Origin of the sequence: Cellulosimicrobium sp. SH8, from assembly GCF_025818875.1 — a bacterium.
GTDB classification, from domain to species: Bacteria; Actinomycetota; Actinomycetes; order Actinomycetales; family Cellulomonadaceae; genus Cellulosimicrobium; species Cellulosimicrobium cellulans_D.
Map to the genome: position 1 here is coordinate 25,148 of NZ_JAMXMH010000012.1, position 21,722 is coordinate 46,869.

Annotated in this window: 17 protein-coding genes; 10 read left to right on the forward strand and 7 right to left on the reverse strand. The window is 76.4% G+C overall.

Features of this window, described 5'->3' with window-relative positions; genetic code table 11:
* Positions 1-1,006: carbohydrate binding domain-containing protein (locus NF338_RS16525; RefSeq protein WP_264031789.1), on the reverse strand; the 1,006-nt coding region annotated here is incomplete at its 3' end.
* A gap of 140 nt (positions 1,007-1,146) precedes the next feature.
* On the opposite strand from NF338_RS16525, the gene NF338_RS16530 reads away from it, so the two are divergent.
* Positions 1,147-1,857 carry a FadR/GntR family transcriptional regulator gene (locus NF338_RS16530; RefSeq protein ID WP_264031790.1) on the forward strand — a complete coding sequence of 237 codons (711 nt, stop codon included), beginning with the start codon at positions 1,147-1,149 and terminating at the stop codon, positions 1,855-1,857.
* Positions 1,854-3,044: a CynX/NimT family MFS transporter gene (locus NF338_RS16535; protein WP_264031791.1), complete on the forward strand. Its 1,191-nt coding sequence runs from the start codon at positions 1,854-1,856 to the stop codon at positions 3,042-3,044. The genes NF338_RS16530 and NF338_RS16535 overlap by 4 nt, the downstream gene beginning before the upstream one ends.
* Before the next feature lie 105 nt (positions 3,045-3,149).
* On the opposite strand, the gene NF338_RS16540 is transcribed toward NF338_RS16535, so the two are convergent.
* Positions 3,150-4,820, reverse strand: coding sequence for a DEAD/DEAH box helicase (locus tag NF338_RS16540; protein WP_412847073.1), 1,671 nt, complete (start codon positions 4,818-4,820; stop codon positions 3,150-3,152).
* Positions 4,821-5,060: 240 nt separating this feature from the next.
* On the opposite strand from NF338_RS16540, the gene NF338_RS16545 reads away from it, so the two are divergent.
* Entirely contained in the window at positions 5,061-5,774 is a 714-nt protein-coding gene (locus NF338_RS16545) for a ferritin-like domain-containing protein (protein WP_264031792.1), read from the forward strand.
* A gap of 60 nt (positions 5,775-5,834) precedes the next feature.
* On the opposite strand, the gene NF338_RS16550 is transcribed toward NF338_RS16545, so the two are convergent.
* Both NF338_RS16550 and NF338_RS16555 read right to left on the reverse strand, forming a co-directional pair.
* Entirely contained in the window at positions 5,835-6,059 is a 225-nt protein-coding gene (locus tag NF338_RS16550; protein ID WP_205205335.1) for a DUF3107 domain-containing protein, read from the reverse strand.
* Between the two features lie 93 nt (positions 6,060-6,152).
* Positions 6,153-6,944 carry a TetR/AcrR family transcriptional regulator gene (locus NF338_RS16555; protein WP_264031793.1) on the reverse strand — a complete coding sequence of 264 codons (792 nt, stop codon included), beginning with the start codon at positions 6,942-6,944 and terminating at the stop codon, positions 6,153-6,155.
* A gap of 111 nt (positions 6,945-7,055) precedes the next feature.
* On the opposite strand from NF338_RS16555, the gene NF338_RS16560 reads away from it, so the two are divergent.
* The 3 genes from NF338_RS16560 (at position 7,056) to NF338_RS16570 (ending at position 14,997) form a co-directional block, all read left to right on the forward strand.
* Complete coding sequence (locus tag NF338_RS16560) at positions 7,056-7,970, forward strand: DUF3152 domain-containing protein (protein ID WP_264031794.1); 915 nt, start codon at positions 7,056-7,058, stop codon at positions 7,968-7,970.
* A gap of 65 nt (positions 7,971-8,035) precedes the next feature.
* A complete protein-coding gene (locus NF338_RS16565; protein ID WP_264031795.1) occupies positions 8,036-11,536 on the forward strand; it encodes a UrvD/REP family ATP-dependent DNA helicase in 3,501 nt (1,166 codons plus the stop codon).
* A gap of 65 nt (positions 11,537-11,601) precedes the next feature.
* Positions 11,602-14,997, forward strand: a complete 3,396-nt coding sequence (locus tag NF338_RS16570) for an ATP-dependent DNA helicase (RefSeq protein WP_264031949.1) — start codon at positions 11,602-11,604, stop codon at positions 14,995-14,997.
* Between the two features lie 69 nt (positions 14,998-15,066).
* Here NF338_RS16570 and NF338_RS16575 read toward each other — a convergent pair whose 3' ends face one another.
* Positions 15,067-15,987 carry a phosphotransferase gene (locus NF338_RS16575; RefSeq protein ID WP_264031796.1) on the reverse strand — a complete coding sequence of 307 codons (921 nt, stop codon included), beginning with the start codon at positions 15,985-15,987 and terminating at the stop codon, positions 15,067-15,069.
* A 71-nt stretch (positions 15,988-16,058) separates the two neighbouring features.
* On the opposite strand from NF338_RS16575, the gene nudC reads away from it, so the two are divergent.
* Positions 16,059-17,093 (forward strand): NAD(+) diphosphatase, encoded by a 1,035-nt coding sequence (gene nudC, locus NF338_RS16580; RefSeq protein ID WP_264031797.1) that lies wholly within the window; start codon positions 16,059-16,061, stop codon positions 17,091-17,093.
* Between the two features lie 82 nt (positions 17,094-17,175).
* Here the strand turns inward: nudC and NF338_RS16585 are convergent, their stop codons facing one another.
* Complete coding sequence (locus tag NF338_RS16585) at positions 17,176-17,442, reverse strand: mycoredoxin (RefSeq protein ID WP_087471442.1); 267 nt, start codon at positions 17,440-17,442, stop codon at positions 17,176-17,178.
* Between the two features lie 145 nt (positions 17,443-17,587).
* Between NF338_RS16585 and NF338_RS16590 the strand changes: the two genes are divergently transcribed.
* The 3 genes from NF338_RS16590 (at position 17,588) to NF338_RS16600 (ending at position 20,583) form a co-directional block, all read left to right on the forward strand.
* Entirely contained in the window at positions 17,588-19,642 is a 2,055-nt protein-coding gene (locus tag NF338_RS16590; protein WP_264031798.1) for an ATP-dependent helicase, read from the forward strand.
* 165 nt (positions 19,643-19,807) lie between these two features.
* Entirely contained in the window at positions 19,808-19,963 is a 156-nt protein-coding gene (locus NF338_RS16595) for a hypothetical protein (protein ID WP_264031799.1), read from the forward strand.
* A gap of 182 nt (positions 19,964-20,145) precedes the next feature.
* Positions 20,146-20,583 carry a WhiB family transcriptional regulator gene (locus NF338_RS16600; RefSeq protein WP_087471443.1) on the forward strand — a complete coding sequence of 146 codons (438 nt, stop codon included), beginning with the start codon at positions 20,146-20,148 and terminating at the stop codon, positions 20,581-20,583.
* On the opposite strand, the gene NF338_RS16605 is transcribed toward NF338_RS16600, so the two are convergent.
* Positions 20,557-21,666, reverse strand: a complete 1,110-nt coding sequence (locus NF338_RS16605; RefSeq protein ID WP_264031800.1) for a ThiF family adenylyltransferase — start codon at positions 21,664-21,666, stop codon at positions 20,557-20,559. The genes NF338_RS16600 and NF338_RS16605 overlap by 27 nt on opposite strands.
* Positions 21,667-21,722 lie beyond the last annotated feature (56 nt).

Sequence of the window (21,722 nt, forward strand, 5' to 3'; positions counted from 1 at the left end):
CGCCGGCGCTGTTGGTGGCGGTGACCTGGAAGGAGTAGGCGGTGGAGGCGGCGAGCCCGGTGACGGTCGTGGACGGGGTCGTGGTGGTGGCGACCTTGGTGCCGTCGCGGTAGACGGCGTACCCGGTGGCATTGGTCACGGCGCCCCAGGTGAGGAGGACGCTGCTGGCGGTGGGCGTGCCGGCGGTGAGGCCGGTGGGGGTGGCGGGTGGCTGCGTGGTGCCACCGGTCGTGGTCGCGGTGACGGCGGTGGAGCGGGCGGACTCGCCGGCGCTGTTGGTGGCGGTGACCTGGAAGGAGTAGGCGGTGGAGGCGGCGAGCCCGGTGACGGTCGTGGACGGGCTCGTGGTGGTGGCGACCTTGGTGCCGTCGCGGTAGACGGCGTAGCCGGTCGCGCCGGTCACGGCACCCCAGGTGAGCGGCACGCTGCTGGCGGTGGGCGTGCCGGCGGTGAGGCCGGTGGGGGTGGCGGGCGGCTGCGTCGTGCCGCCGCCCGGGCCCACGAGGCTCACGTCGTCGACGACGTAGGCCGGCTGGCCGTACCAGCCGTGCAGGAACACCGTCGCCGTCGTGGCCGTCGCCGACGTGGTGAACGTGACGCTGAGGCGCTGCCAGGTCGAGGCCGACGGCGTCCACGTCGAGACGTCCTGCGCGGTCGCGCCGCTCGCCCCGAGGTACACGTACGCGCCCTGGACCCACGCGCTGAGCGTGTACGTCGAGGACGGCCGTACCGCCACGGACTGCGAGCAGCGCGCGTTGTCGGCGCCCGCGGGCGTGGCCCGCAGGGCCCCGCTGCCGGTGCGGACCGGGCTCGCGGTCGCCTGGCCCGTCGAGCCGGAGCAGGTCCACCCCGACAGCCCCGACTCGAACCCGCCGTTGACGGCGAGCTCGGTGTCCGCGGCGGTGGCGGTGGTGGTCCCGGAGAGCAGCGTCCCGACGAGCGTCGCCGAGGCGACGAGCGCGAGCAGCCTGCTCAGCCGTCGGCGTCGTGGGGTGGTGGGGGACATGGTGGGTCTCGCTTTCGTCATCGAGGAGCGGTCCCGCGCAAGGTGCTCCCGGCGGCGCGTGCTGGTCAATCCCCGTACGAGAGACCCCGTACGGCCTCCCGTCGTCACCGAGGCCAAACAGGGGATGTTAGGTTCTTTCGGTGAATCAGCCGATCGTCCCGCCCCGCAAGGTGTCCGAGCTCGTCGTCGAACGGCTCAGCGAACGCATCGCTCGGGGAGAGTGGCCGGTGGGCTCCCGGATCCCGCCGGAGCCCGAGCTCGTGGCCGAGCTGGGCGTGGGCCGCAACACCGTGCGCGAGGCGGTGCGCGCGCTCGAGCACGCGGGCGTCCTGGAGCCCCGGCGCGGCGACGGTACCTACGTCCGCGCGGCCGACGGCCTCGACGCCGCCCTGGCCCGTCGCGCACGGACGACCGACGCCTTCCACGTGCTCGACGTGCGCGGCATCCTCGAGCGCGGAGCGGCGCGGGCGGCGGCGGGACGGCACGACGCGGGCGCGCTCGCCCGGCTCGATGCCGCGCTCGCGGCGCAGGCCGCAGCCCGCGACGCCGACGAGGACACGTTCCAGGCCGCCGACGTCGCGTTCCACGCCGAGGTGGTGCGCGCGGCCGGCAACCCGCTGCTCGCCGACCTGTACGACGGCCTCGACCACGCGCTCGTCCGGACCTTCCCCTCGGGGGAGCAGCGCCGGCACCACCGGGACGTCCCCGGACACGAGGAGGTCGTGGCCGCGATCCGGGCGGGCGACGCCGACGCCGCCGAGAGCGCGGTCGCCGCGACGATCGACGCCGTGCGCGCGCACCTCGTGGCGGCCGCCACGGAGCAGGCCGGGGCCGCGGAGGCCGACGCGTGAGCGGGCTGCGCCGACCGCTGGGCGTGGGGGCGGTCGTCGCGATCGTCCTCGCGTCGCTCAACCTGCGTCCGGCCGTCGTCGCGATCTCGCCGCTGCTCGGCGAGATCCGGGCGGACCTGGGGCTCAGCGCGACGGCGGCGGGCGTGCTCACGACGCTGCCCGTCCTGTGCTTCGGGCTCCTCGCGCCGCTCGCGCCCGTGCTCGCGCGGCGTTGGGGGCTCGAGCGTGCGCTCTTCGTCAGCCTCGTCGTGCTGTGCGTCGGCTTCGCCCTCCGGCTCGTCCCCGAGACGTGGGGGCTCTTCGCCGGGACCGTGGTCGCCGGGTGCGCGATCGGCCTCGGGAACGTCCTGCTGCCCGCGCTCATCAAGCGCGACTTCGCCGACCGCATCGGCCTCATGACCGGGCTGTACTCGATGGCGCTGTCGGGCGGCGCCGCGCTCGCCGCAGGGCTGACGCTCCCGGTCGCGACCGCGGCCGGTCTCGACTGGCGCGGGGCGCTCGCGACGTGGGGCGTGCTCGCCGTCCTCGGCGTGCTCGTGTGGGTGCCGCGCGCGCTGCGGCCCGACCCGGCCGGGTCGACGGCGTTCGGCGCGGGCGCGGGCGCCGGGGTCGCCCGTTCCGCGGTGTGGCGGAGCCCGCTCGCCTGGGCGGTCACGGTCGTCATGGGCATGCAGTCGCTGTCGTTCTACGCCGTCAACGCATGGCTCCCGGAGATCATGGTCGCGCTCGGGAGGACGCCGGAGGCGGGCGGCTGGCTCCTCGCGCTGTGCAACCTCGCCGGCATCCTCGGGTCGTTCGTGACGCCGATCCTCGCCGGACGCATGCGCCGCCAGCGGGGCATCGGGGTCGCGCTCGTCGTCCTCGTCGGGACGGGCCTGCTCGGGCTGGCCCTCGCCCCCGGCGCCGCAGCGCTCTGGGTCGTGCTCGTGGGTCTCGGCCAGGGCGGCGGCATCAGCCTCGCGCTCACCCTCATGGCCCTGCGGGCCCGCGACGCCGCCCACACGTCCGAGCTCTCCGGCATGGCGCAGAGCGCCGGGTACCTGCTCGCGGCGACCGGGCCGCTCGGCCTCGGGCTCGCGCACGACGCCACGGGCGCGTGGACGCTGCCGCTCTTCCTGCTCGTCGCGGCGGCCGCCGTCCAGGGCGTCGCGGTGTGGTTCGCTGGCCGGGACGCGCACGTGCACTGACGGTCCCGGACGCGACGAACCCCGGGTCGCTCCCCACGGCGTGGTGACCGTGAGGAGCGACCCGGGGTTCGTCGTCGGGCTCGGGACGAGGCCCCGTCGCGCGGGCTACTCCGCGGGCTGGGTCGCCTCGGCGCCGCCCTGCTCGACGGGGCGGCCGCCGCGCGTGCGGCGACGGTTGCGGGACCGACGGCGGCGCTCGCCGCCCTCCGAGGGCGCGTTCTCGGACGGCGTGCCCGCGGCGTCGGTCGGCTCGCCCTCGGGGCGACCGCCCGCGCGCTCGCCCTCCGCGCGACGCCCGCCGGAACGGCCCTGGCCGCCCGACCGTCCGCGGTCACCCTGCTCGCCCCGGCTGCGACCGCCGTCGGACCGGCCGCCCTGGCGACCGCGCGAACCCCCGGCCGGCGTGTGCCGCTTGCCGGTCTCGCCGAGGTCCTCGATCTCCTCCGCGTCGAGCCCGGCGAGCGTGCGCCGGTCCCTGGGGAGGCGGCCCTTGGTGCCCGCGGGGATGTGCAGGTCCGTGTACAGGTGCGGCGAGCTCGAGTACGTCTCGACCGGCTCCGGGATGTCGAGGCCGAGCGCCTTGTCGATGAGCGACCAGCGGGGCATGTCGTCCCAGTCCACGAACGTGACCGCGGTGCCCTTGTTGCCCGCGCGGCCCGTGCGGCCGGTGCGGTGCAGGTAGGTCTTCTCGTCCTCGGGGCACTGGTAGTTCACGACGTGCGTGACGTCCTCGACGTCGATGCCGCGCGCCGCGACGTCGGTCGCGACGAGCACGTCGATCTTGCCGTTGCGGAACGCGCGCAGCGCCTGCTCGCGCGCGCCCTGGCCCAGGTCGCCGTGGATCGAGCCGGCCGCGAAGCCGCGGTCGACGAGCTCGTCGGCGACCTTGGCCGCGGTGCGCTTGGTGCGGGCGAACACGATCGTGCGACCGCGGCCCTCGGCCTGGAGGATGCGCGCGAGCATCTCGACCTTGTCCAGGGCGTGCGCGCGGTAGACGACCTGCTCGATGTTCTTGACCGTCTGGCCGCCGTCGTCCGGGTCGTTCGCGCGGATGTGCGTCGGCTGCTTCATGTAGCGGCGCGCCATCGAGACGACGGCGCCCGGCATGGTCGCCGAGAAGAGCATCGTGTGCCGCTGCGCGGGCGTGCGGGCGAGGATCTTCTCCACGTCGGGCAGGAACCCGAGGTCGAGCATCTCGTCCGCCTCGTCGAGCACCACGGTCGCGGCACGCGTGAGGTTGAGGTGGCCCTGGTTCATGAGGTCGATCATGCGGCCGGGGGTGCCGACGACGACCTCGACGCCGCGCGTCAGCGCCTCGACCTGCGGCTCGTACGCACGGCCGCCGTAGAGCTGGACGATCCGCACCGAGCGGCGCTTGGAAGCCGTGGCGAGGTCGTTCGCGACCTGGACGGCGAGCTCGCGCGTGGGGACGACGACGAGCGCCTGCGGCTTGCCGGGGGAGGGCAGCTCGTCGAAGCCGGGCTCGCCCGGGGCGACGACGCGGTGCAGGAGCGGCACGCCGAAGCCGAGGGTCTTGCCCGTCCCGGTCTTGGCCTGGCCGATGATGTCGTGTCCCGACATCGCGACCGGGAGCGTCATCGCCTGGATGGGGAAGGGGTGGGTGATCCCGGCGTCGGCGAGCGCGTCGACGATCTCGGGGCGCACGCCGAAGTCGGCGAAGGACGTGTTCTCGGCGTGCACGCTCGCGGCGACCGCGGTCGCGTCGGCGCTCACGTCCGGCGTCGCGTCGGTGCTGGTGGCGTCTGTGGTGGTCACTGGTGCCTCTGTCTCGTTCGGGCACGCGCGACCGTCGGCGGGCCCGACGGGGCCCGGTCCCGGGAGGTTCCCGGTCGCGGTCGTACGCACCTCGTGGCCGGCAGCCGATCGTGAATGTCGTGGCCCGGCCCGCGTCGCGGACCGTGCCGTGCCGTCGTCGTTCGCGTGACGAGCGTGAGGTCTGGACGACCGGGCAACCGATGTACGTCCGCCATGATATCGGAGAACTATCCTGGCCCGATGAGCGACGCCGAGCACGCGAGCCCCCTGACCCTGCCCACGGCGGACCACGCGGACGCGGTAGAGCTGCTCGGCCTCGTCGCCTACACCGAGCTCGCGAGCTTCGGCCGCCTCGCGGGTGACGCCGCGCACGCGCCCACGCTGCGCCAGCGCCAGGCGCTCTCGCGCCTCGCGGCAGCCATGCTGGACCGCCAGGAGCGCGTGCTCGTCCGCGTGGACGAGCTGGGCGGCGACCCCGCCGACTGCATGACCGCGTTCGACGGACTGTTCGACGACTTCGACGCCCGCACCCGTCCGAGCACCTGGTGGGAGGGGATCCTCAAGGGGTACGTGGGCCAGGGCGTCGCGGACGACTTCTGCCTGCTCGCCGCCCAGGGGCTCGACGAGCGCTCGCGCGCCGTCGTCGTGGACGCGCTCACGCAGGACACGCCGTCCCAGCGCTACGCCCCCGTCATCGCCGACGCCGCCGCCGCGGACCCGGTGCTCGCGTCCCGCCTCGCGCTGTGGGGCCGGCGCCTCGTCGGCGAGGCGCTCGGCGTCGTGGGCGTCGTCCTCGCTCAGCGGCCCGCGCTCGCGCGCCTGGTCGCGGCAGGGGTCGACGCGACGGCCGACGCCGCGTCGAGCGGCCCGGCGCCCGCGACCCAGTCGTGGGTCTTCTCGCGCCTCACGGCGGAGCACTCCCGGCGCATGGACCGCCTGGGTCTGGCGGCATGACGACGCCGCCGCCGCGCCCGGGGCGCGACGGCGGCGTCGTCGACGGTCTGGTCGTGGCGGTCAGAGAGAGCCGAAACCGACCTTGCGCTGCTCCTCGGTGCCGATCTCGACGTAGCCGAGCGACGCGGTCGGGACGATCACGCGGCGACCGCGCGAGTCGGTGAGCTCGAGGGCGGGGGCGCCGCCGAGGGCGTCGGCGACGGCGGTCGCCACGGCGTCGGCGGACAGGTCCGTGTCGACGACGAGCTCACGGGCCAGGTTCTGCACACCGATCGTGACTTCCACAGCATCTCCTCACAGCGGCTGCGCCAGGCGCAGCGACGACGGGTCTCGGGCCGCCCGTGGGCGTCCCACCGGCGACAACGCGTTCGATAGTAGTCAGATTCCCGCGGTCGACCCGTCGAGCGCCGCGTCCGCGCCCGGTTCGGGGGCGACGCCGCTCGTCGACGTCCCCGCGGCGTCCGGCGCCCCGGCCCGCGGTCGGCGGAGCATCCCGTGCACGCCGCGCCAGACGAGGCGCGGGACGAGCCGGGTGACGTCGTCGGCCGACGCGGTCCCGTCCGGCCGCACGGCCTCGGTCGCCGCCGCGCGGCCCACGGCGGTGCACGTCCGCGAGACGACGAGCGCCTCGTCGGCGTCGAGGTCCGTGATCCGGACGAGCACGTCGGCGAACGCCCCCGCGATGCGGGCGTCGGGGGCGAGCACGCGCGCCCGCACCACCGGGTCGCGCATGACGTCGGACTCGAAGAGCAGCGCCGCGGACCTGCCGGCCGTGCGCGCGTAGGCGACGTACGCCCGGACGATGCCCTCGATGACGGCGAGCCCGTCGACCGCGAGCGCGTCGAGGTCGCTCGCGGAGATCCCCGGGGCCGGCTCGCGGAACGGGTCGAGCGTGACGTGGACGGCGCGGACCAGGCGGTCGCCCTGGTCGTCGATGAGCGCGAGGTAGAGGTCGAGCTTCGAGGGGAAGTGCCGGTAGAGCACGGGCTTGCCGACCCCGGCGCGGTCCGCGATGTCGTCCATCGAGATGTGGTGGTACCCGTGGGAGGCGAAGAGCTCCTCGGCGATCGTCAAGAGCTGCGTCCGCCGCTCGTCCCGGGGCATCCGGGTGCGCGCGGCGACGGGCGGCCCGGCCGTGCCGCGCGTGCGTCCCTCGCTGGCTCCCGTCATGGGGGGAGGATACGGAAACGGAGGGCGGTGTCGACCGGGCGTCGCGAGGAGTGGGACGATGGGCGGGTGCCCGACAGACATACCCCCCCGAACCGCCCGTCGACAGCGCGCGTGAAGCGCTCCTCACGGGGTCTGCGGCACGGTGCGGCGGTCGCCGCGTGCCTCGTCGTCGGCTTCGGCGGCGGCGCCGCGACGGCGGAGGTCTGGGACGTCCCGGGCGCGACCGCGCCGGTCTCGGCGGACCGCCAGGACCCGCCCGCCCCGGTCCGCGACGAGCCCGACGCGGTGAGCCGGTCCGGGGCGGAGCGCGCGGGCGACGTCGCGCAGGGGCCGGACCTGCGGGAGCTCGTCGCGCCGCGCCCGGACGTGGTCGCGCCGCTCGCTCCTGCGGCCCCGCCGACGACGCCGGCCGCGGACCCGGTGCCGGAGCCCACGCCGACGGCGCCCGCGGCCCCGGTCGCCGAACCCGGCTCCGGGCTCGTGGGCGACGTCGTCGTCGCGCCGGACCTCGGGGGCGCGCTCGTCGTCGTCCCGGGGGAGGCCCCCGCGCCCGGGGCGGGCACCGTGCGCTCCGTGCGGGTCGAGGTCGAGCAGGGCCTGCCGGTGGACGGCGAGGTCCTCGCGACGGCGGTGCTCGCCACGCTCAACGACCCGCGCGGGTGGTCCGGCCCCGACGGCGTGACGTTCTCCCGGACGGCTGCCGACGACGCGTCGATCCGCGTCGTGCTCGCGAGCCCCGCCACGACCGACCGGATGTGCGCCCCGCTCGCGACCGAGGGGAAGTACTCGTGCGGCAACTCCGTGTCCGGCGTCGCGGTGCTCAACTTCGAGCGCTGGGTGCTCGGCGCCCCCGACTTCGGTGACGACGTCGCGACGTACCGCCAGTACCTGGTGAACCACGAGGTGGGTCACGTGCTCGGGCACGGCCACGAGGACTGCCCGGCCCCGGGGGCCGTCGCGCCGGTGATGGTGCAGCAGTCGATCTCGGCCCAGGGGTGCCTGACCAACGGGTGGCCCGTGCCGTAGCGGCGGTTCTCGCCGCGCCGTCGGCGACGCCGGCGGTGTGGGTGGCACGTGATGGGATCGGGTCCGTGCCCCGGACGACCGCCCCTCGCCTCGTCGCGCGGCCTCGCGACCACGAGGCCGACGTCACGCTCGACGACTCCCAGCGCGCGGCGCTCGCCGCGGCGGCCGGGCCGGGCGCGACGCTCGTCGTCGGGGCGCCCGGCACCGGGAAGACGCTCGTCGCGCAGGAGGTCGTGCTCGCTGCGCTCGCCGACGGCCTCGCCCCCGAGCGCATCCTGCTCCTCGCCTCGTCGCGCCGCGCGGCGGCGGCGCTCCGGGACCGCCTGTCGGCGCGCGCGCGCCGTACCGTCGGGGCGCCGATGGTGCGCACCGCGGCCTCGGCTGCCTTCGCCGTGCTGCGCGAGCGTGCGGCCGCGCTGGGGGAGCCCGTCCCGACGCTCATCTCCGGACCGGAGCAGGACCTCGTGCTCTCCGAGCTGCTGGAGGGTCACCTCGAGGGCGACCTCGCGCACCTGGGCTCGCCCCTGGTCCTGCCGCCGGGGCTGCCGGAGGAGGCGCTCGGGCTCCGGGGCCTGCGCCAGGAGCTCCGCGACCTCCTCATGCGCGCCGCCGAGCGCGGGCTGACGCCCGGCGACCTCGCCGCGCTGGGCGACCGCTACGAGCGCCCCGAGTGGACGCTCGGCGCCCAGCTCTTCGCGGAGTACCTCGACGTCACGGCGCTGCGCTCGGGGACGCCGGACGCGGGCGCCCGGTTCGACCCGGCGATCGTGGTCGACGAGGCGGCCGAGGCCCTGCTCGCGTGGGACGACGAGGTGCCCGACGCCGCCCGGCCGCGCTGGGACCTCGTCGTCGTGGACGACTACCAGGAGGCGACGGTCGCGACCGCGCGGCTGCTGCACGTGCTGCACGACGACGGCGCACGGCTCGTGCTGCTCGGCGACCCCGACTCCGCGGTGCAGACCTTCCGTGGCGCGAGCCCGGGCCTCGTCGGCCGCGCCTCGGCGCCCGCCCGCAAGGACGGTGCCCGGCGCGGCGAGCTCGGGGCACGCGTGGCCGTGCTCGGCACCGCGTGGCGGCAGGACTCCGCGCTGCGGGACGTGACGCGCCGGGTCGCGGCGCAGGTCGGCACCGTCGCCGGAGCCGTGCACCGCGGTGCCTCGCCCCGGCACGCGCACGTTGCCGAGGTGGCGGTCGGGGACGCGGCGGCGGACGGCGCGTCTCGCCAGGTCGACGCGCCGCAGGGAGCAGGCTCGGACGGTGACGCCGGTGCAGGCACGCCACCCGTCCAGGTCGCCGTGCTGTCCGCCGTCGCGCAGGAGGCCGCGTTCGTGGCGCGCGAGCTGCGGGCCGAGCACCTGCTGCACGGCACCCCGTGGCACCGGATGGCGGTCGTCGCCCGCACCGGGACCCGCCTCGCGGCGCTCCGCCGCGAGCTCGTCGCCGCCTCGGTGCCGGTCACGCTGCTCGGCTCCGACGTCCCGCTGCGCGACGAGCCGGCCGTCGCACCGCTGCTCGCCGCGGTCCGCGTGTGCGTCGCGGACCCGGACGACGCCGAGGCACTGGACCCGTTCACCGCGGCGGCCCTGCTCACGTCGCCCGTCGGCGCGCTCGACGTCGTCGCGCTCCGCCGGCTGCGGCGGGCGCTGCGGGCCGAGGAGCTCGAGGGCGGGGGCGGACGCTCGTCGGACGCGCTGCTCGTCGAGCTGCTGCAGGACCCGGCACGCGCGGCGACGCTGGCCCCGACCGTGCGCCGCGGCCCGGTCGCCGTCGCGCGAGCGCTCGCGGCGGGCCGGACGGCAGCGGCCGAGACCGGCGCGACGGCGCAGACCGTGCTGTGGGCGGTGTGGGCGGCGACCGGTCTCGCGGAGCGGTGGCGGTCGGCGGCGCTCGACGGCGGCCCGGCCGGGGCGCGCGCGGACCGCGACCTCGACGCGGTGCTCGCGCTGTTCCGCGCGGCGGAGACGTTCGTGGACCGCATGCCCGGCGCGCCGGCCGAGGCGTTCGTCGAGTACCTGGCGTCGCAGGACCTGCCGGCCGACTCGCTCGCGGCGAGCGCGAGCGGCGCCGACGCCGTGGCGGCGCTGACGCCCGCGGGCGCCGCGGGCCGCGAGTGGGACGTCGTCGTGGTCGCGGGCGTGCAGGACGGCGTCTGGCCCGACCTGCGCCTGCGCGACTCGCTGCTCGGGTCGCAGGCGCTCGTCGAGCTCCTCGCGGGCCGCGCGCACGACGCGCACGGCGTGGGGTCCCAGGCGCGGGCCCAGGTGCTCGCGGACGAGCTGCGCGCGTTCGTCGTCGCGACGTCGCGCGCGACCCGGCGGCTCGTGGTGACGGCCGTCCAGGACGCGGAGGAGGCGCCGTCGGTGTTCTGCGACCTCGTCGTCCCGCCCGCCGCTCCCGAGGGGCCGGACGCGGGCCCGGACGGGCCCGACGACGGGCCTCCGCAGCCGACCGCGGGCGGTGGGACGAGCGCCGCCCCGGCACCCGGCGCGGACCCGGACGCGCGCCGGCACGTGCGCGTCGGTGCCCCGCTCGATCTGCGGGGGCTCGTCGCCGCCGCGCGCGGCGTGCTCGTCGAGGCGGCGGCGCGCGAGGCCCGCGCGTCCGCCGGCGCCCCGGGGGAGAGCTCCGATCGCGTGGCGCCCGGTGCCGACCGCGGCAGTGCTCGCGCCGACGACGGCGTACCGGACGCGCGCGCGGTCGCCGCGGCCACGCTCCTGGCCGACCTGGGCGAGCTCGGTGTCGCGGAGGCCCGCCCCGAGACCTGGTACGGCGTCGCGGGCGTGTCGAGCGCCGCACCCCTGCGCGGTGCAGAGGAGATGGTGACGGTGTCGCCGTCGAAGGTCGAGACCGTCTCGACCTGCCCGCTGCGGTGGTCGCTCGAGGCCGCGGGCGGCACCGCGCCGGACGCGACGCACCAGAGCCTCGGCACGCTCGTGCACTCGATCGCGGAGTCCCACCCGTCGGGGTCGCTCGCCGAGCTGCGCGCGGAGCTCGACCGGCGCTGGGCCGAGCTCGCGCTGCCTGAGGGCTGGCCGACGCGCCAGCTCCGCCGTCGTGCGGAGCGCATGATCGAGAAGCTCGCGGCCTACGTGGCGCAGGCGGGCGAGCCGCTCCTCGTCGAGCCGACGTTCGACGTCACCGTCGGACGCGCGCGCCTGCGGGGGACCATCGACCGGGTCGAGGCCGCGGGGGACGGCAAGGTCCGGGTCGTCGACCTCAAGACGGGGCGCCGTACGGCGACCAAGGCGGAGGGCGCGGAGCACCCCCAGCTCGGCGCCTACCAGCTCGCGGTCGAGGCGGGCGCGCTCGACGTGCCCGAAGGGACGCGCAGCGCGGGGGCGCAGCTCGTCTACGTGGGGAGCACTCACGTCGGCCCTGCCGTCGTGCCGCAGCCCGCCCTCGACCCGGCGCCCGACGGCTCGAGCTGGGCGCGCGACCTCGTCGAGGACGCCGCCGGCACCATGTCGGCGGCGACGTTCACGGCCCGCCAGAACGGGTTGTGCGAGATGTGCCCGGTGCGGCGCGCGTGCCCGGTGCAGCCCGAGGGCAGGAGGGTCGTGGCGTGAGCAGCGAGCTGTTCGAGCTCCCGGAGCCGACGCCGTCGGTCCGGCTGGTCGCCGCCGACGGCGTCGTGGTCGCGCCCGAGTCCACGACGTCCGGCACGGTCGAGCCGCCGCGCCCGACGCTGTCCGCGACGCGGATCGCGGACCTGCTGGGCCGACCCCGCCCGACCCCGGAGCAGGTCGAGGTGATCGAGGCGCCGCTCGAGCCGACGCTCGTCGTCGCCGGTGCCGGGTCGGGCAAGACGGAGACCATGGCGGCGCGCGTCGTCTGGCTCATCGCGAACGAGCTCGTCGCGCCGGACGCGGTGCTCGGCCTGACCTTCACGCGCAAGGCGGCGGGCGAGCTGTCCGAGCGCGTCCAGGTGCGGCTCGCGCAGCTCGCGCGCGCCCGCGGCGGCGCGTCGTCCGCCCTGTCGCTGCTCGACCGGCCGACGGTCGCCACGTACAACGCGTACGCCGCGTCGCTCGTGGGCGACCACGGTCTGCGCGTGGGCGTCGAGCCCGGGGCGCGGCTGCTGGGCGAGGCGCAGCAGTGGCAGCTCGCGTCCGAGGTGGTGGAGGGGTGGGACGACGACCTCGGCACCGACCGCGCGCTCAGCACGGTCGTCGCGGCGGTGCTCGGGCTGTCGGGCGCGCTCGGCGAGCACCTCCTCGAGCCCGCCGACGCCCGTGACCGCCTCGCCGGCATCGTCGAGCAGCTCGACGCGCTGCCGCTCGGGCCGCGGCAGAAGGCCCGGACCAAGGAGGTCGAGAAGCTCGTCGGCGACGTCGCGGAGCGCGTCCGGCTGCTCGACGTCGTCGCGGAGTACCGACGGCGCAAGCGCGCCACGGACTCCCTCGACTTCGGCGACCAGGTGGCGCTCGCGGCCCGGCTCGCGCGCGAGGTGCCGGTCGTGGGGGAGACGGAGCGCGCCCGGTTCCGGGTCGTCCTGCTCGACGAGTACCAGGACACGTCGCACGCACAGGTCGAGCTCCTCGCGGGCCTGTTCGGCGGCGGGCACCCCGTGACGGCCGTCGGCGACCCGCACCAGTCGATCTACGGCTGGCGCGGCGCGAGCGCGGGCGGCCTCGCCCGGTTCCCCGACCGGTTCCCGCGGTCGACGGGCGACCGGTCGGCGGTGCGCTTCCTGTCGACGTCGTGGCGCAACGACGCCGCGGTGCTGGCCGCGGCCAACGTGACCGCGGGCCCGCTGCGTGGGACGGCGGGAGCGGGTGGCGGCGACCGGGTCGAGGTGCCCGCGCTCGCGCTGCGCCCGGGCGCGGGGCCGGGCACGGTGTCCGCGCACGTCGCGGCCACCGCCGAGGAGGAGGCAGGGGCCGTCGCGGAGCTCGTCGCCGCGCGCTGGCGACCGGCGAGCGCCCCCGGTGGGCGCGTCACGGCCGCGGTCCTGTGCCGCAAGCGCAGCCAGTTCGCCGCGGTCGAGGTGGCGCTGCGGCGCCGCGGCCTGCCGGTGGAGGTCGTGGGCCTCGGCGGCCTCCTGACGACGCCGGAGGTCGTCGACGTCGTCGCCCTCCTCGAGGCCGTGCACGACCCCTCGCGCGGCGACGCGCTCGTCCGGCTCCTCACGGGTCCCCGGCTCAACCTCGGGTCGGCGGACCTGCACGCCCTGGGCAGCCGCGCGGCGGACCTCGCGCGGCACGAGGGCGCCCTCGGGTCGCGCCGTCGCACCGCGGGAACGGCCGACGGCGCCGAGCTCGTGGTCGTGGAGGGCGACGTGGCCGACCACCGGTCGATCGTCGACGCCCTCGACGACCTGCCGGGCCCGGGCGAGCCCGCCGCCGACGGCCGCACGCTCACGCCGCAGGGGCACGCCCGCCTGTCGGCGCTGGCCCGGACCCTGCGCGCGCTCCGCGGGCTCACCTACCTGTCGCTGCCGGAGCTCGTCGTCGAGGCGGAGCGCGCGCTCGGTCTCGACGTCGAGGCCGTGACGAACGAGGCGCTGCTCGCGTCGCGCCGCCTCGTGGACCCCGAGGCCGTGAGCGACCGCGCGCGCGAGCACCTCGACGCGTTCCGCGACGTGGCCGCGACGTTCACCCAGACGGCTGACGTCGTGACCCTGGGTGCGTTCCTCGCGTGGCTCGGGGTCGCCTCGACGCGTGAGAACGGGCTGGACCTGCCCGTGCGCGAGCCGGACCCGGACGCGGTGCAGGTCATCACCGCGCACGCGGCGAAGGGGCTCGAGTGGGACGTCGTCGTCGTCCCCGGGCTCGTCGACGGCGTGTTCCCGACGACGGCGCAGTCGTCCTCGGGGGTGCGCGCGGACAGCGGGTGGCTCACCGACGTGAGCCAGCTCCCGTACCCGTTGCGCGGCGACGCCGCCGACCTGCCGGAGTTCCGCTTCGACCTCGCGTCCGACACCAAGGAGCTCGTGGCGCGGCGCGACGAGTTCCGCGCGGCGAGCGGCGAGCACCAGCTCGCGGAGGAGCGCCGGCTCGCGTACGTCGCGTTCACCCGGGCGCGCCGCGAGCTGTACCTCACGGCGTCGTGGTGGCAGACGGGCTCCCGCCCGCGCGTGCTCTCGCCGTTCCTCCTCGAGCTCGTGGAGTCCGGGGTCGTGGCGGCCGACGGCTGGTCGGCCCCGCCCGGACCCGACGACACCAACCCGCTCGAGGACGTCGAGGTCACGGGGGAGTGGCCCGCTCCCGACGACGCGCCCGAGGGGTCGGCGCGCGCCGTCCTGCGCGACACCGCGGCGGCGGTCGAGCGTGCGGCCCTCGTCCGCACGGGCCGGAGCGGCCCCGCGGGGCTCACCGCGCCCACGGGTGTGCTCGTCGACGCCGAGGGGCGCGACCTCGTCGCGCTCGCCCGGGTCCTGCTCGCGGAGCGGGCCGAGCGCTCGGGCCGGGAGGTCGAGCTCCCGGCGCACGTCTCGGCGTCGAGCCTGGTGCGGCTCGCGGCCGACCGCGACGAGTACGCGCTGCACCTGCGGCGCCCGGTCCCGGTCGAGCCCACGGTGCACGCGCGCCGCGGCACGCGGTTCCACCTGTGGGCCGAGCGCTACTTCACGACGTCGTCGCTCCTGGACGTCGAGGACCTCCCCGGCGCGGACGACGACGACCTCGACCCGGACGCGGACCTCGAGACCCTGCAGCGGACGTTCCTCGCGTCCGAGTGGGCCACCAGGACCCCCGTCGCGGTCGAGGTCGACGTCGAGACCCCGGTCGGCGGCACGGTGCTGCGCTCGCGCATCGACGCGGTGTTCCCCGAGCGACCGGAGCACGCCGGAGGGGCGCGCGACGCCGTCGTGGTCGTCGACTGGAAGACGGGGCGGGCGCCGTCGGACCCTGCGGCGCGCAGCGTGCGCGAGGTGCAGCTCGCGGTCTACCGGCTCGCGTGGTCCCGGTGGACGGGGCTGCCGCTGGAGAAGGTGAACGCCGCGTTCTACTACGTCGCGTCCGACGAGACCGTGCGCCCCCGCCGGCTCCTGGGCGAGGCGGAGATCGAGGCGCTGCTGGCGGGCTGAGCGATGGGACCGGCCGCAGACGTGGGTGCTCCGGCGTGGGGTCGACCTGCGCCGGCGCGCCGCGTCGTGTCAGTCGTCGGCGTCCTGCGTGGCGTCGTCGAGGTCGGCGAGCATGTCGAGCGCGTCGGCGACGACGTCGTCGAGGCCGTGCCGGACGCCGTGCAGGAGCCAGCGCGCGAGCGCGAGCTCGCCGACGAGGAGCGCGCGGTCCACGAGGTGCTTGTCGGTGAGCTCGGTGCGGCGCAGCTGGTACGCCTCCATGATCGAGTCGATCGCCTCCGGCGGTGCGGAGACGAGCAGCCACGCGAGGTCGTCCGCGGGGTCCGCGACGCGCGCGCCGGCCCAGTCCGTGAGGGCGACGACGCGGCCGCGCGCGACGAGGACCTGCTCCGGGCCGAGGTCACCGTGCACGACGACCGGCTGGAACCGCCACAGCGACACGTCCTCGAGCGCCGTCTCCCAGCGTCGCAGGAGGGCCGACGGCACCTTCCCGGTCGCCGCGGCCTCGTCGAGCTCCGCCATCCGCCGGGCCCGGTACTCCTCGACGTCGTACCCGGGCAGCCCGGCGTCGTCGACGATCGTGCGCGGCAGCTCGTGGATCGACGCGAGGACACGGCCGAGGTCGGCGGCGAGCCCGGGCCCGGGGCGCAGCACGTCGACGTCGAGCGTCGTCCCGTCGAGCGCCGGGTGCACGATCGCACGTCCGCCCTCGGGCAGGAGGGCGGTGCCGCTGATGCGGGGCACCGCGAACGACAGCACGCCCGTGTCCGCGTAGAGCTGGAGCGAGGTGAGCAGCTCGGCCTCGGCCTCGAGCGCCGCCCCGGCCTGGAGGCTGCGCGGGGCGCGCACGGTCCACCGGGCGCCGTCGGCGTCGGTCACGACGGCGGTGTCGTAGTCGCCCGGGTCCTCGACGGCCAGCGCGCTGCGGGCGTCGAGACCCGGCACGGCGGCGGTCGCGAGCGCGGCGAGGGTCAGCGGTGAGCGAGGCACCCGACCACGGTAGTCGCTCTCCGCCCGCCGCCCGGGGCACCCACGCCGGTCGCGTGCCCTACGGTCGGAGGGTGACCACCCCCGCCGCCCGACCGTCGTCGGGCACGCTCCCCAGGACCACCCTCCTCGACCTCCCGCTGCCGCTCGACGGGGCGGTCCTGGACCGCGCGGCCCACCGGCGCGGCGAGCCCGACCTCGTGCGGACGCTGCGCGGCGAGGCCTCGACGCGCGTCGTCCTCGTCCACCGCGGCCGCCTCGCGCTCGCCGGGGCGAGCCCGACGGACGGCGTCGCGCTGATCGACCCGGCGGCCCTGTCCGACGTCGGTGCCGCCGCCGACGAGGACCAGGCGCGCTGGCTCTTCCTCGGCGAGGGGGACGGCACGACGTACCTGGCGCTCGTCCTGCCCGACGACGCGGACGCGGAGGAGGTCGACATCGAGGGAGTCGACGCGTCCGACCCGTTCGCCGTCCTCGCGCGCGAGCGGTCGTGGTCGGGGCTGCGCGAGCTCGTCGGCGGGCTCGAGGCGCCGCTGGCGGGGCTCGCGACCGAGGCCGTCGCGCTCGCGGCGTGGCACGCGAGCCACACCCGGTGCCCGCGATGCGGCGGCCGGACGACGGTCGAGAACGGCGGCTGGACGCGGCGCTGCGTGGCGCAGGGCGTGGAGCTGTACCCGCGCACGGACCCGGCGGTCATCATGACGGTCGTGCACGGCGAGGGCGCCGACGAGCGGCTGCTGCTGGGCCACGCCGCGCACTGGCCCGAGCGGCGCTTCTCGACGCTCGCCGGGTACGTCGAGCCCGGGGAGTCGCTCGAGAGCGCGGTCCGGCGCGAGGTCGCGGAGGAGGCGGGCGTCGTCGTCGGCGAGGTCGCCTACCGCGGGAGCCAGCCGTGGCCGTTCCCGGCGTCGCTCATGCTCGGCTTCGCCGCCCGGGCGCTGACGACCGACGTGCACGTCGACGGCGTCGAGCTCACCGACGCGCGCTGGTTCACGCGCACCGAGCTCGCCGCCGCGGTGCGCGCGGAGGAGGTGCTGCTCCCGGGCCGGGCGTCCATCGCGCGCTCGCTCGTCGAGGACTGGTTCGGCGACCGTCTCCCGGACGCCTGAGCGCCCCAGACGTTGTGGGCATGAAATGGGCCCGGTTCGGACGTCCGAACCGGGCCCATTTCATGCCCACAACGGGGTGGGATCAGGCGGCGAGGCGCTGCTTGACCTCCGCGAGCGACGGGTTGGTCGCGGCCGAGCCGTCGGGGAAGACGACGGTCGGGACCGTCTGGTTGCCGCCGTTCACCGACTCCACGAACTCCGCGGTCCCCGGGGTCTCCTCGATGTTCACCTCGGTGTAGCCGATGCCCTCGGAGTCGAGCTGCGTCTTGAGGCGGCGGCAGTACCCGCACCAGCTCGTCGAGTACATGACGATCGAGCCGGGGTCGGGAAGGGTCGGGGCGGTGCTCATCGAGGGCTCTCCTGGTGCGGTTCCGGGCGGCGCGTGCCGCGGGCGATCGGTCGTGACGGTAACACCGGCGGCCCGCGCGCTGTTCCCTGCGCAGGGCCCCCGGTCGTCACCCGCGTGTCACCGGCGCCTGCGAGAATCGCGGGTGATGTCCACGCCACCGGTCTCACGTCCGCCGTCCCTGCGCACCGCCGACGAGATCCTCGACGCGCTCGACCCCGACCAGCGCGACGTCGCGGTCGCGCTGCGCGGCCCGGTGTGCGTGCTCGCGGGTGCCGGGACGGGCAAGACGCGCGCCATCACGCACCGCATCGCCTACGGCGTCCGCACCGGTGTGTACGCGCCGACGAGCGTGCTGGCCGTGACGTTCACCGCGCGGGCCGCGGGGGAGATGCGCACGCGCCTGCGCGAGCTCGGTGCGACGGGCGTCCAGGCGCGGACGTTCCACGCCGCGGCGCTGCGTCAGCTCGGCTACTTCTGGCCCAAGGTCGTCGGCGGCGCGCCGCCGCGCATCCTCGAGCACAAGGCCCCGGTCATCGCCGAGTCGGCGCGCCGCCTCGGGGTCGGCGTCGACCGCGTCGCGGTGCGCGACCTGTCGTCCGAGGTCGAGTGGGCCAAGGTCTCGCTCGTCACCGCGGACGACTACGTCCGGGCGTGCGAGGCGATCGACCGCGAGCCCCCCGCCGGCTACGACCACCAGACGGTCGCGCGTCTCATCACGGCCTACGAGGACGTGAAGACCGAGAGGTCGGTCATCGACTTCGAGGACGTGCTCCTCATGCTCGGCGACATGCTCTCGACGCAGGGCGGGGTCGCGGACGAGGTCCGGCGCCAGTACCGGCACTTCGTGGTCGACGAGTACCAGGACGTCTCGCCGCTCCAGCAGTTCGTCCTCGACCAGTGGCTCGGGGGCCGCGAGGAGCTGTGCGTCGTCGGGGACCCGTCGCAGACGATCTACTCGTTCACGGGCGCGACGCCGCACCACCTCCTCACGTTCTCGCGCACGCACCCGGACGCCCAGGTCATCCGGCTCGTGCGCGACTACCGCTCGACGCCGCAGGTCGTGAACCTCGCCAACCAGCTCCTCGCGCGCGCCGGGCGCGCGGGCGGCGCGCACCAGGCGCTCGAGCTCGTCGCCCAGCGTCCCGCGGGACCGCCGGTCGCGTTCACCGCGTACGACGACGACGAGGCGGAGGCCACCGGCATCGCCCAGCGGATCGCGCGGCTCCTCGCCGCGGGGACGCGCGCGAGCGAGATCGCGGTCCTGTACCGGACCAACGCGCAGTCGGAGGCGTTCGAGTCGGCGCTCGCCGACGCGGGTATCGGCTACCTCGTCCGGGGCGGCGAGCGCTTCTTCCAGCGCAAGGAGGTGCGCGACGCGATCGTGCTCCTGCGCGGGGCGGCCCGGTCGGCCGATCCCGACGTCGCGATGCCCGAGACGGTGCGCGACGTGCTCGCCGCCGCCGGGTGGGCTCCGGCGCCTCCCGCTGCACGGGGTGCGGCGCGCGAGCGGTGGGAGTCCACGCAGGCGCTCGTCGCGCTCGCCGACGACGTCGCGGCGCTCGCGCAGGAGGCTGAGGGACCGGCCCCGACGGTCGCGACGTTCGTGGCCGAGCTCGACGAGCGCGCCGCCGCGCAGCACGCACCGACCGTGGAGGGCGTGACGCTCGCGTCGCTGCACGCGGCCAAGGGCCTCGAGTGGGACGCGGTGTTCCTCGCCGGCGTGAGCGAGGGCCTCATGCCGATCTCTCTCGCGGAGACCGACGAGGCGATCGCGGAGGAGCGGCGGCTGCTCTACGTGGGCATCACGCGCGCCCGCGAGCACCTCGAGCTGTCGTTCGCGCGGTCACGCAACCCGGGCGGTCGTGCGACACGGCGCCGGACCCGGTTCCTCGACGGGCTGTGGCCGGACGAGCCGGGCGCGCACGGGACGCGCCGTCCGCGTGCCGGGCAGGCGAAGCTGCGGCTCACGGGGGAGTACGACCGCGAGCTGTTCGAGAGCCTGCGCGAGTGGCGGCGCCAGGTCGCGCAGGAGACGGACAAGCCGGCGTTCACGGTGCTCGTGGACACGGCGCTCGCGGCGATCGCGGAGTCCCGGCCCACCAGCACGGCCGCGCTGGCCCGCATCAACGGGCTCGGGCCCGCGAAGATCGAGCGGTACGGCGCGGCGATCCTGGAGATCGTGGGCCGCGCGGAGCGGTGACGACGCGCCGTTCCCGGGCGCGACGAGGGCCCGGGAAACTCGTCGAAGAAATTCTCGTAAATAAGTTGTGCGTCCCGCGACGCGCGACATATGGTCGACGAGTCCTGTTGGAGAGGGGCGCGCCGGGAGGCGGGCCTCGAACGGAGAGAGGGGGTGGGAAAGCTGATGAAGAACCAGATCGCCATGGCGAACCTGCTGGATAACGCGTCCGTCTACACGGGCACGCCAGGAGGACTCCGTCCGCGTGCAATCGCGCACCGCGGCGGCACCTTCGTCACCCGCTCCGCTCCCGACTCCGCCTCCAGGACACGTCTGGTCTGACCGACCAGAACCTTCCAGGCCGCGGAGTCCGTCTCGGACCCGTGGCCTTCGTGTTCTCCAGAGCACGTCCGCCGATGAGGATCACCGGTCTCTCCCGTCTTCCCTTCTGACGGGGACCGCTGTCCTCGGGGTCCTGTGACGACGACGTTCACACCCACGACAGGACATCACTGGAGGACATCGTGCGGCTCACCGCGCTGCTCGACAACATCACTGCCCAGGGCGGATCCGGCCCCTGGGTCCCCCACCAACCGCTGGCCACACCCCTCGGCGAGAAGGACTCCGCGGAGTTCGACCGTCTCCTCGCGGGTCTGCTGCCCTGCCGCACCAACGACCCGGAGCTCTGGTTCGCCGAGCGGTCCGCCGAGGTCGAGGAGGCCAAGGCCCTGTGCCGGACGTGCCCCCTCGTCGAGGGCTGCCTCGCCGGCGCGATCGAGCGTCGCGAGCCCTGGGGCGTCTGGGGCGGCGAGGTCTTCGTGGACGGTGCCGTCGTCGCGCGCAAGCGCGGCCGCGGCCGTCCGAGCAAGGCCGAGGTGCTCGCCCGCGAGGCCGAGCGCCAGGCGCAGGAGGCGTCGCGCGCCGAGGCCGAGGCGTCAGTCGGCGCCTCGACGGCGGCCTGACATGGTGAGCGGCGCCCCGTCCGGGGGCGTGCGCGCCAGCTCGTCGCACCCGCAGCGCGGGTGGCGACCCGTCTCGCGCAGCCGCGGCACCGCATCGGGAGCAGGAATCTCGATGCAGGCCGTGGCTGCGCGGGGCACGAGCCCGTCCAGGGCTGCCAGGACCTGACCGAGCGCGACCGCGGCGGCCGACGCCGCGAGCGACGACTCCTCGCCTGCACGCACGCCACGTTCGCGCAGCTGCCGTGCGAGCTGGGGCCAGCACGGGTCGGCGTCCGCGCGGTGCAGGTCCACGCACGTCAGGCACGGGTCGAGGCCCGGCCGGACGAACGGTCCGACGACGACGTCGGCCTCGCGCACCACGACCGACAGGTGCGCCACCCCCTCTCCCACGAGCCTCGCGACCCGTTCCGGGTCCGCCGCGCCGTGCTCGACCACGACGACGACGTCCGGAGGCCGGCCCGGTGCCCGCGTCGCCGCGGACGCGTCCGCCGGCGGGCGTGCGTCCCCACCCGCGGCGATGACGGCCCCGGGCGCCACCTCCTCGACGAGCCGCTGCACCGCGGTCTCGCGGGACGTCCCGACGTCGCGCAGCCGGTACGCGCCCACCCCGACGTCGGTGGCGAGGACGGTGCCGTGGTCCTCCAGGGCGATCGTGCCCACGCCGGCGGTCGCGAGGTGCACGGCGAGCGCGGCCCCGACCCGGCCCAGCCCGACGACGGCGACGGTCGCCCGGGCGCGGGCCGCGAGGACACGGTGCCCGGCGCCGTCGGGCCGCAGCGCCGAGAGCACGCCCACGTCCGCCTCGCCGTGCCCCGGGGCGGGGGAGGCGGGGCGTCGCCGGCGGGCGGGGACGAGCAGGTGCGCCTCCTCGAGGAGCCGGACGAGCGCGGCCCGGCGGGCGGGCGCCGTGGGTGTCGCGGCCTCGCGCCCGTCACCTCGCCGCGCCGACGGCGAGGCGAGCGCGTGCAGCCACTCCTCCTCGCCGGGCTCGAGCCCGGCGAGCCGGACCGACCACCGCGGGTCGGTGCCGACCTGCACCTCGCCCGGAGCGCGCCGCAGCAGCGGGGCCTCGGGTCGCAGCACGCGTCGTCGCTGCACGTGTCCTCCGCGGGTCGTGGGGCGGGCGGCGCGTTCGGCCG